We start from the raw sequence: 14,179 nt of genomic DNA, 5'->3' as shown, positions 1-14,179 counted from the left end.
ACCTGAAAATAGCCGCTAATCTGAACGCTGATAAAGGAAGAGAGTATGAAACCGCGTAACATGATTTTATTGCTGATGCTCGCAGTCGTGTTTCCGGCAACGGCTGCGCAGGCAGTACACGGAAACCATGCCGGAATGTCACCGTCTTCTGAGGCCTATATGGACGGCATGAATAATATGCACGAAGGAATGATGAAGGCCGTACAGGAGCCGGATGCAGACAGGGCATTTGCCAGGGGCATGATTGAACATCATAAAGGAGCCATTGCCATGGCCGAAACGGAACTCCGTTATGGTAAATCACCGGCAATGCGGAAGATGGCTGAAAGCATTATCAGCGCCCAGAAAGAAGAAATACGGCAGATGGAAGTATGGCTCAGTAAATAAGCTCTGTTTATATTACTTCGTTATGGCGTAGCAGCTCCTTACTATGCCGTCCTTCACACACATAAAGTGAATTCCGGTCAGGGCCTGCTACAGAATACGTGGGATATCTGTTTTCATAAGAGCGGCGTTCAGTTTTTCCACATCACCTTTTATTACTTCTTTCTCATCGGGCGTCAGTGGCACTTCTTCAAGATAATGTTTTACCGATGCCTTACTTTCCAGTAACAGTCCTCTTGCACTTCTCTTTGGCAGATTAAAATCACATCCGATGCATGCCATACGGTGCGGGCAGCTGCTCCAGAAGGGATTAGTACAGAAAGAGTCGCCCAGATCATAATATGTCGCAGGTCCCGTGAGGCTGGCTGCTTCCGGGTCATGGTCAATCAGCACGCTTATCATATGTGCAACCCGGTCAGCTTTCACAAAAGAGGCCGCCAGCTGTGTCGGGCGTATACGAATATAATGCATGGTGGACTGCGGCGAAGAGTGACCAGCCCACTGCATCAGTTCGTATAACGACATACCCTGAGGAACACTGGCCAGGGCAGTCATGGCCGATGCGCGCCCCCGGTGACTGGTAATGGGACCTCGGCTGTCATCCTCCGGCACTCCCGCTCTGGTACAGAGAACCGGAATAACGGTGCGGTTTATTATGTCTCTTCCCACCGGTTTGCCCCGGTACTGAAACAGAAAACGGACATTTTCGCCGGTGCGCTCATCCGTCAGAGCTGCCTGCTCTTCTGGTCGTTCTGCCAGCCAGATATCGACATATTTTTTCACTGCGGCAGAAACCGGTTTAACAAAGGCTTTAGAGGTCTTGCCAGCCGGCACGTTCAGGTAGCAAAGCGTCCCGGCCGGAATGGTACTGCCGTCGTCCCGGTTAATATCTTCCGATTGTGGAATGATACAGCCAGCGGTCAGGCGCATCAGCTCATTCTGACGCAGCCCTGCATGCGTCCAGATGACCGCCATAGCCTGTAGCATAGACAGGGGATAATGGATTTCACTCAGCAAATCGTCCTGACGCAGGTTCAGACTTGCCCATATCAGTTTCAACCAGACCGGATCATCAATAACCCGGGGATTGACGCCCTGACGAAACAGCGGCGTATCAGGCGTGGAGAGGTGGCGGGACGGACTGAATTTAAGCCGTCCCCATCCCCAGTTCTCGTAGTCAATCATAAAGCGGCGAACGGCATACACAAAACAGGCGCGGGAGTTTGGCAACATGGGTTCTCCGGAACGGGAAGACCGGCGCACCCCCTGTGCCGTGCCCAGAGAAAGTTCATCGACCTTCATTCTTCCGACTGCTGCAATGAAGCTTGCGCAGATCTCCATTGTCCAGTCGGACGGCTCGCATATTTCCGGATGCTCCCGGGCGAGCCACAGGCCGCAGCGAAGGATAAAACTGTACTGGCTCTCTCTGGAGCGGGGACGAAGCACTGAGGTTTCCCTCCACCGCCGACAGCATGCTACCCAAGCCTGTGCGATGTCATCTGTCGGTTTTTCGCGCCACTCCTGGTAATTGCGCATACGCACGGGGCTTTTGATGATGCCCATTGCGGCAAGCGCATGCGAAACTCTGCCCACCGTTCTTGCGATCCCGCGATCGTGGTACTTCTGCGCGCGCCACAAGAGATCAGTCGTAAAGCTTTCGAGCTGAGGATTACTGTTCATCATCATCAGTATGCCCAACAGGGCTGACAACTGATTTTTCTGGTTCTTGCGTTTGTATCCCAGTGAAACCAGAGCTTCGGTCAGCCGGTTAAGTTCCTGTGTGTAAAATTCCCGGCCATAGATGGCACAGGCGTACAGCGACGGGGCACCATGATGCGGCAGGCCGAATGGTGAGGGAAACGGGCCAAGATGGAAGGCAAAAGCCGCAATGAGGGGCCTGCCTGAACGGTGCTGCTGACACAGCGTCAGCCACTTTTCCGATTCCCACAGCCAGCAGGGTTGCCCTGTCCGGTGTATCTCCGCCAGAACGGCAGGAAGGATAATCCTGACAAGTCTGTCACTGGTGCCGCTGCGATCGGCAATATCCTGGAGAGGCCGCAGTAAAGATGACAGCGGACCTTGCTGGCTCAGAGCTGAGGTACGTTTGTGCCCGGTGCTTAACGCCTCGCGCTCTTCAGTGCTTAACACATTATTCAGCTGATAATCTGAACGACTGAAAGGGACATAAATGTTATGAATTTCTGTTTCAGCTTTCATCATACTGCCCCCGCCTGAAAGATAAGTCCTGCGATCTTCCGGTCGGTTTCAGCTACGGCAGCAGCCATTCGGGCAGCCATATCCGTTCCCGACAGATGAATATAAATTTGTGTGGTGCGTGGGTCCCTGTGCCCCGCATACGTAGCCAGTTCATGCAGTTTCCATCCGGCCCGCGCCAGGTGCGTCAGCCGGAGATGCCGGAAAGTATGCGTGGTGATGTCTGGCTGATCAGTCTCTGTCGCCCATTTTCGCACGGTTTTACTCCAGCTCCAGAACGAGAGAGGAGCGCCATAATTACGGTCAGAGGCGGAACGGAACAGAGCACCACCTGACCAGCCTGCCAGCCGTAGCTGCCGAAAATGGTTTGCCAGTACCGGCGTAACGTCGGCGCTGTAGCAGACTATTCTTTCCCGTCTGTTTTTCGTCGTCTCTGCGCGGATGCGGATCAGGCGGTGAGCAAGATCAATATCCTCAAGCCTAAGAGCCGTCACTTCCGTGCGCCGGAGCGCGCCATAATAAGCCAGAGCAAGTATCAGCCGGTCACGCAGAGACGCGGCAGAAACGTGCTTCAGGAACCTGAGCCACTGCCCGTCATCGGGAATAACGGGGAGGCGGGTGATACGAGGAATCAGGCCACGCCCGGTATAATGGGCACCAGGCAACCCCGAACGGGGCAACGGATTGAGACTGCATAAATCCTGATAAATCAGAAAGTCATACCAGAGGCGAAGAGCTGAAATGCGCAGCTGGAGTGTGGCGCTGGCAACGGATGACGGCATATCAGGGAGCTGAGGGCGGATATATGCTGCCATGTCCTCAAAGGAAGCCCTTTCCGGAGCAATAACATGTATTTCACAGAAGGCCAAAAAATGCGTCAGGGCACTTTGATAGGCTTTGATAGTTGCGCTGGCTCTTCCTAGATTCGAAAGAATTTTAAGCCATTGCTCAGTCAGCAGAAGTGCAGATGTGGAATGCATGGTGGTGTTCACGGGCTTCCCCTTTCAGTTCATAACAACTGATTAAAGTTTATACCGAAGATGTTGCATTCCACTTAACTTACTATAGAGCGTAATTGCTTGAAAATATATGGATTTTCTCAGGGAAATGCTGGTTCTTTATCTTGAACCACGGATCGCCCATTTTCACGTACTTTTTGGCTTCCTTGCTGCGTGCGATAACGCAGCCGTCGTTGTTCGACAGGATGGCCACCGGCGCATTTTTCAGGTCGGGCCGGAATACCTTCTCCGCGCTGGCGTAAAAGCTGTTCACATCAATCAGGCCAAACATGTCAGTTCCTTTTGCGGGGGGTATGCACGAAATGCACCACTACGCCGAAGATCTCAAGCGTGTCCGGGTCCGGAATAATGACGGGATAGGCGGGATTCATGGGCTGCAGAACGGGCCCCTTCGGCGTAAGCAAAAGGCGCTTTACCGTGAATTCGCCGTAAAGCTCGGCGATAACCACGTCGTTGTGCTCCGGCGTCAGGGAGCGATCGACAATAAGCAGGTCGCCGTCGTACAGGCCAATGTCCTGCATGCTGTTGCCCTGCGCGCGCAGGAAAAAGGTGCTTGCCCGGTGGGCTATAAGATATTCGTTGAGATCGAGCTCCTGTTCCGCGTAGTCCTGACAGGGTGAGGGAAACCCGCAGGGAACACGTTCCAGAAAAAGAGGCCTGAAGCTGGGCGGCGGATTGTCCGCCGGGTGCATCAACTCAAAGGCGTTAAACATAGCTAAAATCCCTGTTAAAGCGCTGTATGTATTTACAGTATTATTAGCTGGCTTCCTGATACGCGCAAGAAGTCGCTTGATCCTCACCGTCGGGAAGAAAATACAGCCATTGATTTATAAAGATTTACAGCGAAACGACAGCTCATAAATTAACCGTTTGTTTGCATGCACCATCGGGAAAGGGCTGCAGATGTTTATCCACAGCTTTACGCGCGGGATGTGCAGGGAAGATGTGGATAAGGGCCCCCTTCGGCTCCCCTGATCGGGTCGTCAGCCCCATTCAGCTAACCGGCAGAGCCGGTAAGCTTCACCGGACCGCGCGACGCGTTCCGGGCCTGCCGGCTGGGGTCTGAGGGCTGAAGGCACAGCGTGCTGGCGGTCGTCTGAAAAGACCATTGCAGGGTTTTTAAGCGAAGCCTGTTGTGTATGATTAATGTTCATTTTCAGGGAGCTGTCGCATAAGGAGTATGTCTTGAAACCCTTTCAACCCGCCTTTCTCATTCTCATCTGTATTTGCCCGGCGCGTGTGCGCCGGGAGGCTGCCGGCTGAACTGCTGCCGGCAGTACCGCATAAAACCCGGACCAGACACATACACGGCAGGGCAGGGGCTGCAGCCAGCCCACAGGCTGGCGCGAACCGCGACGGCCTGAATCCGCCGTCGCTCTGAGGCGCAACGCCGTTTCGCTGCCGCTCAGCCGCCGTTGCCGCTGCATCGTGCTGTTATTTTCCGCCGGACTTCACCGGTTTAAGTCCTTTCGCCGGGGCTGAGACAAGCACAGGCGCCGTAGTCCTCCAGGGTGAAGTGAACGCCGTGAAAATTTATTTCCGGCCACTGCGTTAGACCAGAAATAAATGTCCCCGTCGCCCTGGACGCCTGCCGTCACCCGCGCTGGTTTACGCCCACGCGGCGAAGGATCTCAAACGGGTGAAGTGAATACCGGAGTAAAAAACCAGCCGATTTCCACAAAACGTCAACACCGCGGCTCCCGAAACTCAACGGGTGACGTGGTTAAAACCCCAACAGCATGAGGAGAACGAACATGGCTTCACGAGGCGTCAACAAGGTCATCCTGGTCGGCAATCTGGGACAGGACCCGGAGGTGCGCTACATGCCGAACGGCGGCGCGGTCGCAAACATCACGCTGGCCACGTCGGAAAGCTGGCGCGACAGGCAGACCGGCGAGAGCAAAGAAATCACGGAGTGGCACCGCGTGGTGCTGTTCGGAAAGCTCGCAGAGGTGGCGGGGGAGTACCTGCGCAAGGGCTCGCAGGTCTACATCGAGGGCCAGCTGCGCACGCGCAAGTGGCAGGACCAGAGCGGTCAGGATCGCTATACCACAGAAGTGGTGGTGAACGTCGGCGGCACCATGCAGATGCTGGGCGGGCGTGGAGGCAACACAGGCGCACAGACAGGACAGCAGTTCAGCGGGCAGCAAAACGCTCAGCCTCAGCAGCCGCCTGCAGCAAAAGGTAACGGCGGCAAAGGCGGTAAGGGCGGTCGCAGCGCGGCTCAGCCGCAGCCGGAACCCCAGGCACCGCCGCAGGGTAATTATCCGCCGGCAGATTTTGACGACGACATCCCGTTCTGAATGACGCGGCTTTGCTCACGCGAGGCAGCGAATCAGGTGAAAACAGCAGGTAAACGAAGCAGAAATGCGGCCGGAACGGCCGGGATGGTTGCCCTGGCGGAGCTGTCACTCCGCGCAGGGCATGACAATCAAATTATGAGGAACTCGATATGTCAGCGACTCAGTCTAAAGAAAAAATTCGTAACGGCAAGACCTCCGCGTATTACGGCCGCCAGCGCGGCGGCTACCGCAGCTGCTGCGGCAGCGAACTGACACGCGATGAAAGCGTGACACTGCAACGTCTTAAGGCATTCACGCCGGGCGACTTTGAGGCCTACAGCGCGCGCGGCGAGGAGTTTCGCCGGCGGCTGTGCGGGACCGTGCTGAACGCCCTGCAGCTCAGCAATGCCTGGCTTACCGACTGCGAATGCCGGGGAGAGTGGGGCGGGGTGTTCCCGGTTCATCTCCGTCTGACGCACCGCAAAAATCCGCTCGTCACGCTCGACATCCTGAGCCCGGGCAGCGAGTCGCCGTTCTGGCACGGGCTTATCTGGATAAATCCCGATCACACCGGGCTGTACGTTCTGAACACCGAACAGTTTGAGCCGGAAACCATCGGCCGGCTGCTGACGCGCATTGAAGAGATGGTCTCAGCGGGCATTACGCCAGCGGAAATCGTGGCGGTACTGGGCAGAAAAGGAGCGCGCGTATGAATACCGTCATGATAGTACCTGCAGCGCCTCCCCTTTATCCTCAGTGGCACAGGGTCTGCAGGCTGCACGATGTATTTTCACGCCCTGCGCAGTCTGTAGCCCAGGCGAGGATGGCAGCAAAAAAGGATAACGCATGCCCCCCTGTAATCACGTTGCTGAGCCTGCCTGAGAATATCGGGCGGCCCGCTTCTGTAGCGCCAGAACGACGAACTTCACTGGCATTGATGCACCAGGCTGAAGTGCAGGAAAGACTTATCTGTGAGGCCGAAACGGCGCTGGCCAGCCAGTCAGTTCGCACATACCGGCAATGGTACTCGCACTGGCGGCGTCGTGGCGTGCGGGTGAACGATCTGCTGGATATGACGTGGGTGTGGCGCCAGCGTGCCCGGACTGATTGAGAATAAAGAGCATTCCGTCAGTCAACTGTCTGCGCCTGCATGAAGACAGAATATCTCGACCGGTCAGACCTGTTAATGTTTGAGGCTGTGGCGCCGATAGTGTTCAAATCCTTCACCAGGGATACACATTGATGGCAAATCCGTTTTGACGATGCTTCACGGCATCGTCTTTTTTTTGGGATGTACAAAAGAATCCGACTATCTATGATTCAGTGGATTACATCCTAATGTTGACGGGTGATAGGGGATGTATAGTGAGGGCGTGTTGCTGATGTAGATCGCAAACGCTAAACAGTTCCTTATCTTTTACTCAAGGTGTAACCTGTACACTCCTGACGTTAGCCGGTTATCCGGCCTCTCTGTACTCGTCGTTATTCGACATACCGACGGCTACCGTTCGTCGCGGCGGGCGGCTATACGCTGCTTCTCGCTACTTGGGGTTGCCAAAGGTTTCTTATCGCCTCTTAAGGGGGCGTAGCGTTATTAGTTTGGGCTATGCGCTTGCGCTAAGAATCGTCAGGATTGTATAGAGAGAACGATTTATGTCTAAACAACATAAAATCGGCTTAGTTGAAGTGCTCGAGACTGCTACTGCAGTCCTGGCCTTTATCAACGAGTCGTGGACTTTCGTTGAGAAGGTGTTGAGCCTCTTCAACATAGTCCCTAACTACTTGTTTTTTTTATGAATACAGAAAATGAATGGCTTCATAAGTTTGAGATAAAGCCGGGCCGCTGGGTTTATATACCCAATGAGGCTACGTTAAAGCAAGGAAAGCTAATACACGCTTATATCAGGTCAAAATGGAAATCCCCTCTCTATATGTTTCACCTGAGAGATGGTGGTCATGTTGCGGCTGCAAATCATCATGTCCAGAAAAAATACTTTGCATTGATCGATATACAGGATTTTTTTGGCGCCACCAGCCAAAGTCGCATAACAAGAGCGCTAGGGAATTTCATCCCCTATGACAAAGCGAGAAAAATCGCAAAGTTATCAACCGTGAAAAACCAAAACGGCAATGGATTAAAGCATGTGATTCCATATGGCTATCCACAGTCACCAGTTCTGGCAAGTTTTTGTTTCCATCAATCCTTTTGTGGGAGTCTTATTAAAAACATCAGTAAATCAGGTGATATATCTGTAAGTATCTATATGGATGACATCCTTCTTTCAGGTAATGATTTAGGAAGGCTGGAAGATACTTTTAAAGCTGTCAATGAAGCGTTGGTTAAGTCAGGTTATACGGTAAACCGGTCTAAAACTCAGCTTCCATCAACAATCGTGAATGTGTTTAATTTAGAACTTAGCCAAAACTCACTGCGTATATCAGCTAAAAGGATTGTTGATTTTTTGCAAGCCTATATATCCAGTTCGCACCCCCCTGAAAAAAAAGGTATAGCTTCATACGTTGGTAGTGTTAACAAAGAACAAGCCCGGTTATTCAAGTGACACCTTTATTCAGTGAAGTCGTAAAGCCATAAAAATGAGAAGTATGCCCCCCTCCGGCTCCCCGGCGCTGCCGGGTCGTCACCCCCACTGCGCTAACCGGCAGAGCCGGTAAGCTCCGCCGGACCGCGTGGCGTTCCGGGCCTCCCGGCCAGGGTCTGATGGCTTTAACAGATAACTGCTGCAGCGGGCCTGCGGCCGCGCCTTCACCGCGCCGGCATACATCCGCCGACGCTTTCATGTCGTCACGCCTTAACGGCGCGCCGGGTGTGTTCATTCCCTGTCTTACCGTTGGTCATCTCTCACCGGCTCTCTCGCGGAGGGCCGGGTTTCGCACCGTCGTCCGGAAAAAGCAAGGCTGAAGTGTACGGCTTCGCCGGCCCTGCTTTGTCCGATCGCTGTCGCGTGCACGCCCTTTGCCGCGAAAGGTCCCGACGAGAGATGAGTTAACCAACCTAAAGGAGAACCGGAATGCACACACAGAACGTCAACACCGCCGCTCAGGAACCCTCGGAAAGATGGGGGGAAGGGCAGGCAGCCACCAGCATCGAAAAATGCCTGATATTGAGCACCGCGCACATGTCCCTGGAAGACAGCGATCGGATTTACTGGCTCTCACGTCGTTCAGAGAAAGGGGACGGGGCGTGGATGTGGATACACGATACCGGCTATGGGCACCTTATATGTCTCGACATGAACGGAGACAGGCTCCGGTGGCTGCGTAATCAGGGTATTTCAGAAAGCCTCTGTTACCTGCTGGAGACGGTCTCACGGCTGTCCGGCACGCGCATGTTCCATTTCGACCGCGACGCAGACATCCAGCCGGGTTTTGTAACTTACGACTGGTAAAACACGCCAGTCATGCAGTCAGAAGCACCGGCGCGGCAGCAAACGCGCCGGTTAAAGCAGAAGCGAAGGAGTTAACTGATGCGTTACAGTAAGAAAGTAGAAGCGCAGGCGCAGCGTTTTGCGCAGGCTTACCGCGAGGGCAGACCTGCCAGCATGCAGGCGATGCGGTTCAGTGACTGGCCATGCTTTATGGCCACGGTCAGAAAATTACAGGGAGGTCAGGCATGAAAGGTATGAGTAATGCATTTCCGGTATCGCAGGGTGAGATTGTGCGCGTGCTGGGCCCGTGCTGTCACATAACGCTGAACACGGGCGCCGAGGCGTTTTACATTAACGGGCAGTTCATCACTGACGCCTGCCCGGGCGAAGGAGCACCCTGGTTGCTGAACCTCGCGCGCAGCATTGCAGCGGCCTCTGGCCATACGCTGCGCTGCTATGTGGTGTCAGAGCCTGATGACGAAGAGTGGGCATGGAATGACGTGGTCGATCAGCTGGCGATACGCGCCCGCGTGGATGCTGCACCGCTCTTTACGCCCGCCGGCCCGGAAGCTCCCAGAGGGCTGATAGCCAGGCTGCTGAGCTTCCGTCCGTAAGTAATTAAACACAGGCAGGCCCGCGCCTGCCTGAATCGGCTTTCGTCCTGATCCGCATGAACGCGCTGCCGGCATCGCATAAAACCCCGGCGGCCCTGCGGGCCGGAAGTAACCGGTGCTGACGCACCGGTCACCTCCCTTCGCCTGCGCTTTCTCTCTCCGGGATGCTGTCTCCCGGTCTTCTCTCCATGCTTCCTGCTGCTCTCGGTTCTGCTGTGCTGCAGCTGCTTCTCCGGTTTCCTGTATCTGAAGGTCAACGGCATTAACAGCCTGATGGCCCCCTCCGGCTCCCCGGCGTTGCCGGGTCGTCGAGCCCTACTCCGCTAACCGGCAAAGCCGGTAAGCTCCGCCGAACCCCTGCGGGTTCCGGGCCTGTCGGCTAGGGTCTGATGGCGAACGGCAAGGTCAACCCCTGCAGCCGGCTGTGCCGGCGCGCTCACTGGCCACAAAAGGACGTGGCCGCTGCGGACCGGACCGGCACCGGGGTGTGCCGTTCCGGGGCTGTGCCCTGTTCATCCTTCCGCGTTGTGTTTCGTTTCCCGGGTCCCTTCGCCGTGCAGAAACCTGGCACCCGGGCGTCTTCACGCAAGGGTCGCGCGCTAAACGGCGGCACCCGGTCCCTTCGGGCTGCGGCTTTGCCGTTTCCCCCTGCGTTCAGCCTGATGCCCGGTCGCCCGTTCTGCCCCCACGGCGACGGAACTCGGAGAAACATCACATGCAACCACACGGGAGAAACAACATGTCACAGCAGAACGTCAACACCCCGGCTCCAGAATCTAAAGAATCATCTTTTTTTAACTGCGAAAACTATCGCGCAACGTATTCGCCGGATGACAACAAGCTGCGCCTGTATTCGCTGCACCGTCTCGATGAGGCAACGTATAAGCGCGTCAAGGATGCAGGCTTTAAGTATGCGCCGCGTCAGGCGCTCTTTGTGGCGCCAATGTGGACGCCCGATCGCGAAGACCTGCTGATTGAGCTGGCCGGCGAAATTGAGGATGAAGATCAGTCGCTCTTTGACCGCCAGGAGGAGCGCGCGGAACGGTTTGAAGAGTACAGCGAAAAGCGCGCCGCCGAGTCAGGGCAGGCGCTGGCCGCCGTAGACAGCCTGGCTTCGGCCATTCCCTTCGGGCAGCCGATTCTCGTCGGACACCACAGCGAGCGCCGCGCTCGTAAGCACGCGCAGAAAATTGAAAACGGCATGCGCCGCGCGGTCAGCCTGTTTGAAACGTCTGAATACTGGGAGCGCCGGGCAGAGGCGTCACTGCGTCACGCAGCTTACAAGGAGCGCCCGGACGTGCGCTGGCGCCGGATTAAAAAGATTGAGGCCGATCTGCGTAAGGCTGAGCGCCGGCTTCAGGACGTGCAGAAATTTATTAAACTCTGGTCGTCCGCGAACCTTGACCGGGCAATGGCCCTTGTTATTGCAGGCGTCGATCACCTTCACTGCTGCTTTACCCTGGAGAAGTACCCGCGCCCGCCGGAGAAAAGCCAGTATGAAGGCAGCCGCAGCATCTGGTCAGCCCTCGAAGACGACATTATTACCGCCGAACAGGCCCGGGACATCTGCATTCCGTGCCATGAACGCACCATCGCGCGCTTGAGCCGCTGGACCGCGCACTACCGCAACCGCATCGCCTACGAGCGCGCCATGCTGGACGAACACGGCGGCGTGCTGGCCTCAGATACCGAAATGGTGCCGGGCGGCCAGGTTAAAAGCCGCGGGGAGTGGCTGACCATCATCCGCGTAAACCGCAGCGGCGGAAAAATCAGCTCGCTGGTGACGCCTGAGTATTCATTTATGTCACGGGGAAACGGTGCCGTCATCACCATCACGCCCGATCGCATTACGGAATATAAAGCGCCCAGCGCAGAGGAAGCAAAAACGGCGAAGGCGGCCGCGAAGCGCCCGCCGATTGTGAACTATCCGGGCGAAGGTTTCGAGCAGATGACTAAGGAGCAGTGGAGCAAAAAGCACGCCGATTTTAAACAGGTGAAGGGCATAGCGGCCGGCGACGATCACAAGGCCTACCGCATCCGCCGTGTGATGTCCACGGGCTACACCCTGTCGCCGGTGTATATCACCGACATGAAAACGGTTGAGGTTCCGCGCTGACAAATCAGGCTCCCCGGCTCGCCCGGGGTTTTATGTATATACAGATGAATATACAAAGTGCCGGCGTTGCCGGCACGGGAGAACGAAAAATGCGTACCGAACTCAGCGCGCGAATCGCGCAGATGCAGCAGAAACTCAGCGGCCTGCAGCCCGCTACCCGGGTGCATGCAGATACACAGCTGTTTGTTTCGTCCGATCTGGTGTGCCGGAAGCTTGTCACCCTGGCCGACATCCGGCCGGGTAGTAGGGTGCTGGAGCCGAGCGCCGGGACCGGCGCCATTGTCCGCGCGGTGCTTGCGGCCGTGCCGGAGGTAATATGCCAGTGCGTAGAAATGAACGCGGCGCTGGCTGAACATCTCAGCGCGACGTTTCCTGAAGTGGCCGTGACCTGCGCGGACTTTCTGAGCTGCGCCCCGCAGCCCGTTTATGACCGGATTATCATGAATCCGCCTTTTCGCCACGGCGATGATCTGAAGCACATCCGGCACGCGCTGAAAATGCTGGCGCCGGGCGGTAACCTGGTGGCGGTCTGCGCAAACGGTCCGCGTCAGCAGCGGGAATTTAAGGATATTGCGACGCATCAGGAGGCGCTGCCGCGCGGGACGTTTGCTTATACGGACGTTTCAACAATGATTGTACGCATTGATGCCTGATCGCCTGCCTTACCGGCTTCGCGCCAGCGGGGCCGGATTAGTGCCGCCAGCTGGGGCCGCAAACGTCAACGGCGGCTGATAACGGCTGCGGCGGCTGCGCCGCAACGGCGGTTACTCTCCTTTCGCCTGCGCTTTCTCTCTACGCGATGCTGTCTCACGGTCTTCTCTCTCTGCTTCCTGCTGATGTTCTGCTGCTTCTCCGGTTTCATGTCCATGAAGGTCAAGGGCTCTGACAGCCTGATGGCCCCCTCCGGCTCCCCGGCGTTGCCGGGTCGTCGAGCCCCACTCCGCTAACCGGCTCTGCCGGTAAGCTCCGCCGGACCGCATAGCGTTCCGGGCCAGAAGGCTAGGGTCTGATGGCAAACCTACACAGAACAGCAATCCATAAGGTGAAGGTCTCTTAAGAGAGAAAAAACCGCTGAATTTATCAACGGAGTCTTAAGCAGGGACTGTAAAGCAATAGGCGATTCAGACGCCATGCCGATAGAGGTACGGCAGTTCATGATCGCCCAGATTCTTACGAATCATTGCCACAGGCAGATCGTAAGAAACTTCTGCGTTCAGACTGGAAATCATGCCTTCAACCAGTTTATAAGCTCTTTCACTCAGTTCAGCTGGCTCCAGGCAGTCAAACTCATAAACCACAGAAACTATTGCAAAAGCCAGGTGCTTACATCCTTCGCCCTTATAGCCCCACGAGTAGCCGCTTGTTGTCTGGTATAAATTACCACGCTGGATCAACACTTCTGGTGTTGAGTCGGGGCTGTATTGCCACAAAGCTACCCAGGCACCTTCCACAACGCGGAGAAGAATTCTGGCCGTGTTCTCAGTTGGTTTTCCAGGGTTCACCTCAACATTGCTGAAATCAAAATCATCCAGGGTAAGTCGCTTTTCATCTGACATATCAAAAACTCCATCTGTCATTGATCATTAATCATTGGTCATTGGGCATTAGTCATTAAAAACCCTAACTAATTTTTGAAGGGATTTCACTCAAAATCCCGGTATGTCTCGAATAGGCTGACCGGGCTGGCTTTTTATGGAAAATCCTGAAGAAACTCTGAATGTCTTTATCAGCTTCTCAAAGATGTATTAACGCCTGCTTTTGGTACAGAGCAGACATTCAAATCAAAACCCTGATGGCCCCCTCCGGCTCCCCGGCGCTGCCGGGTCGTCGAGCCCCACTGCGCTAACCGGCAGAGCCGGTAAGCTCCGCCGGACCGCGATGCGTTCCGGGCCTTTCGGCTAGGTTCTGATGGTAACGGCCAGGTCAACCCCTGCAGCCGGCTGGCGCCGGCGCGCTCACTGGCCACAAAAAGACGTGGCCGCTACGGACCGGCCCGGCACCGTGGCGTGCCGTTCCGGGGCCGTGCCCTGTTCATCCTTCCGCGTTGTGTTTTGTTCCCCTGAGCCCCTTCGCCGTGCAGAAACCTGGCACCCGGGCGTCTTCACGCAAGGGTCGCACGCTAAACGGCTGCACCCGGTCCCTTCGGGCTGCGGCTTTGCCGTTT

Annotated in this window: 13 protein-coding genes and 1 pseudogene; 9 read left to right on the top strand and 5 right to left on the bottom strand. The window is 55.7% G+C overall.

The features are described 5' to 3' along the window. Nucleotides 1–45: 45 nt before the first annotated feature. Nucleotides 46–387, top strand: coding sequence for a DUF305 domain-containing protein (locus tag LZU96_RS23360; protein WP_034915510.1), 342 nt, complete (start codon nt 46–48; stop codon nt 385–387). An 87-nt stretch (nt 388–474) separates the two neighbouring features. Here the strand turns inward: LZU96_RS23360 and LZU96_RS23355 are convergent, their stop codons facing one another. From LZU96_RS23355 to umuD, 4 genes and pseudogenes are all read right to left on the bottom strand, one after another. Next, nucleotides 475–2,601 carry a tyrosine-type recombinase/integrase gene (locus tag LZU96_RS23355; protein WP_233988994.1) on the bottom strand — a complete coding sequence of 709 codons (2,127 nt, stop codon included), beginning with the start codon at nt 2,599–2,601 and terminating at the stop codon, nt 475–477. Next, on the bottom strand, nt 2,601–3,578 hold the full coding sequence (locus LZU96_RS23350) for a tyrosine-type recombinase/integrase (RefSeq protein WP_233988993.1): 978 nt from the start codon (nt 3,576–3,578) through the stop codon (nt 2,601–2,603). The genes LZU96_RS23355 and LZU96_RS23350 overlap by 1 nt, the downstream gene beginning before the upstream one ends. A gap of 85 nt (nt 3,579–3,663) precedes the next feature. Further along, nucleotides 3,664–3,888: pseudogene (locus LZU96_RS23345) on the bottom strand (DNA polymerase V subunit UmuC); the annotation flags it as partial. Between the two features lies 1 nt (nt 3,889). Beyond that, the gene (umuD, locus tag LZU96_RS23340; RefSeq protein ID WP_071199882.1) at nt 3,890–4,330 is read right to left on the bottom strand and encodes a translesion error-prone DNA polymerase V autoproteolytic subunit; all 441 of its coding nucleotides are present in this window, start codon (nt 4,328–4,330) and stop codon (nt 3,890–3,892) included. 1,041 nt (nt 4,331–5,371) lie between these two features. On the opposite strand from umuD, the gene LZU96_RS23335 reads away from it, so the two are divergent. From LZU96_RS23335 to LZU96_RS23300, 8 genes are all read left to right on the top strand, one after another. After that, nucleotides 5,372–5,920 carry a single-stranded DNA-binding protein gene (locus LZU96_RS23335; protein ID WP_233988974.1) on the top strand — a complete coding sequence of 183 codons (549 nt, stop codon included), beginning with the start codon at nt 5,372–5,374 and terminating at the stop codon, nt 5,918–5,920. A gap of 149 nt (nt 5,921–6,069) precedes the next feature. Beyond that, nucleotides 6,070–6,612, top strand: a complete 543-nt coding sequence (locus LZU96_RS23330; protein ID WP_233988973.1) for a conjugation system SOS inhibitor PsiB family protein — start codon at nt 6,070–6,072, stop codon at nt 6,610–6,612. 1,080 nt (nt 6,613–7,692) lie between these two features. Next, the gene (locus LZU96_RS23325; protein ID WP_233988972.1) at nt 7,693–8,460 is read left to right on the top strand and encodes a reverse transcriptase domain-containing protein; all 768 of its coding nucleotides are present in this window, start codon (nt 7,693–7,695) and stop codon (nt 8,458–8,460) included. 468 nt (nt 8,461–8,928) lie between these two features. After that, nucleotides 8,929–9,306 (top strand): DUF5983 family protein, encoded by a 378-nt coding sequence (locus LZU96_RS23320; RefSeq protein WP_233988971.1) that lies wholly within the window; start codon nt 8,929–8,931, stop codon nt 9,304–9,306. Nucleotides 9,307–9,384: 78 nt separating this feature from the next. Further along, nucleotides 9,385–9,534: a succinate dehydrogenase flavoprotein subunit gene (locus LZU96_RS23315; protein ID WP_122983639.1), complete on the top strand. Its 150-nt coding sequence runs from the start codon at nt 9,385–9,387 to the stop codon at nt 9,532–9,534. Nucleotides 9,535–9,539: 5 nt separating this feature from the next. After that, complete coding sequence (locus LZU96_RS23310) at nt 9,540–9,899, top strand: hypothetical protein (protein WP_159222885.1); 360 nt, start codon at nt 9,540–9,542, stop codon at nt 9,897–9,899. A gap of 739 nt (nt 9,900–10,638) precedes the next feature. After that, on the top strand, nt 10,639–12,015 hold the full coding sequence (locus LZU96_RS23305) for a DUF3560 domain-containing protein (protein ID WP_233988970.1): 1,377 nt from the start codon (nt 10,639–10,641) through the stop codon (nt 12,013–12,015). Between the two features lie 89 nt (nt 12,016–12,104). Continuing rightward, nucleotides 12,105–12,668, top strand: coding sequence for a methyltransferase (locus LZU96_RS23300; protein ID WP_069729383.1), 564 nt, complete (start codon nt 12,105–12,107; stop codon nt 12,666–12,668). Between the two features lie 468 nt (nt 12,669–13,136). Here the strand turns inward: LZU96_RS23300 and LZU96_RS23295 are convergent, their stop codons facing one another. Beyond that, complete coding sequence (locus LZU96_RS23295) at nt 13,137–13,571, bottom strand: hypothetical protein (RefSeq protein ID WP_233988969.1); 435 nt, start codon at nt 13,569–13,571, stop codon at nt 13,137–13,139. Nucleotides 13,572–14,179 lie beyond the last annotated feature (608 nt).

The sequence above is a fragment of the Pantoea agglomerans genome, assembly GCF_021397715.1.
Taxonomy (GTDB): domain Bacteria; phylum Pseudomonadota; class Gammaproteobacteria; order Enterobacterales; family Enterobacteriaceae; genus Pantoea; species Pantoea astica.
This window is presented reverse-complemented; position numbering and strand designations above follow the sequence as displayed.

Excerpts from the sequence above, each read along its gene's own strand:
- LZU96_RS23335 (WP_233988974.1), top strand. The coding sequence starts at position 5,372 with ATGGCTTCACGAGGCGTCAACAAGGTCATCCTGGTCGGCAATCTGGGA.
- LZU96_RS23320 (WP_233988971.1), top strand. The coding sequence starts at position 8,929 with ATGCACACACAGAACGTCAACACCGCCGCTCAGGAACCCTCGGAAAGA.
- LZU96_RS23355 (WP_233988994.1), bottom strand. The coding sequence starts at position 2,601 with ATGAAAGCTGAAACAGAAATTCATAACATTTATGTCCCTTTCAGTCGT.
- LZU96_RS23325 (WP_233988972.1), top strand. The coding sequence starts at position 7,693 with ATGAATACAGAAAATGAATGGCTTCATAAGTTTGAGATAAAGCCGGGC.
- umuD (WP_071199882.1), bottom strand. The coding sequence starts at position 4,330 with ATGTTTAACGCCTTTGAGTTGATGCACCCGGCGGACAATCCGCCGCCC.
- LZU96_RS23330 (WP_233988973.1), top strand. The coding sequence starts at position 6,070 with ATGTCAGCGACTCAGTCTAAAGAAAAAATTCGTAACGGCAAGACCTCC.
- LZU96_RS23360 (WP_034915510.1), top strand. The coding sequence starts at position 46 with ATGAAACCGCGTAACATGATTTTATTGCTGATGCTCGCAGTCGTGTTT.
- LZU96_RS23350 (WP_233988993.1), bottom strand. The coding sequence starts at position 3,578 with ATGCATTCCACATCTGCACTTCTGCTGACTGAGCAATGGCTTAAAATT.
- LZU96_RS23295 (WP_233988969.1), bottom strand. The coding sequence starts at position 13,571 with ATGTCAGATGAAAAGCGACTTACCCTGGATGATTTTGATTTCAGCAAT.
- LZU96_RS23315 (WP_122983639.1), top strand. The coding sequence starts at position 9,385 with ATGCGTTACAGTAAGAAAGTAGAAGCGCAGGCGCAGCGTTTTGCGCAG.
- LZU96_RS23305 (WP_233988970.1), top strand. The coding sequence starts at position 10,639 with ATGTCACAGCAGAACGTCAACACCCCGGCTCCAGAATCTAAAGAATCA.
- LZU96_RS23310 (WP_159222885.1), top strand. The coding sequence starts at position 9,540 with ATGAGTAATGCATTTCCGGTATCGCAGGGTGAGATTGTGCGCGTGCTG.
- LZU96_RS23300 (WP_069729383.1), top strand. The coding sequence starts at position 12,105 with ATGCGTACCGAACTCAGCGCGCGAATCGCGCAGATGCAGCAGAAACTC.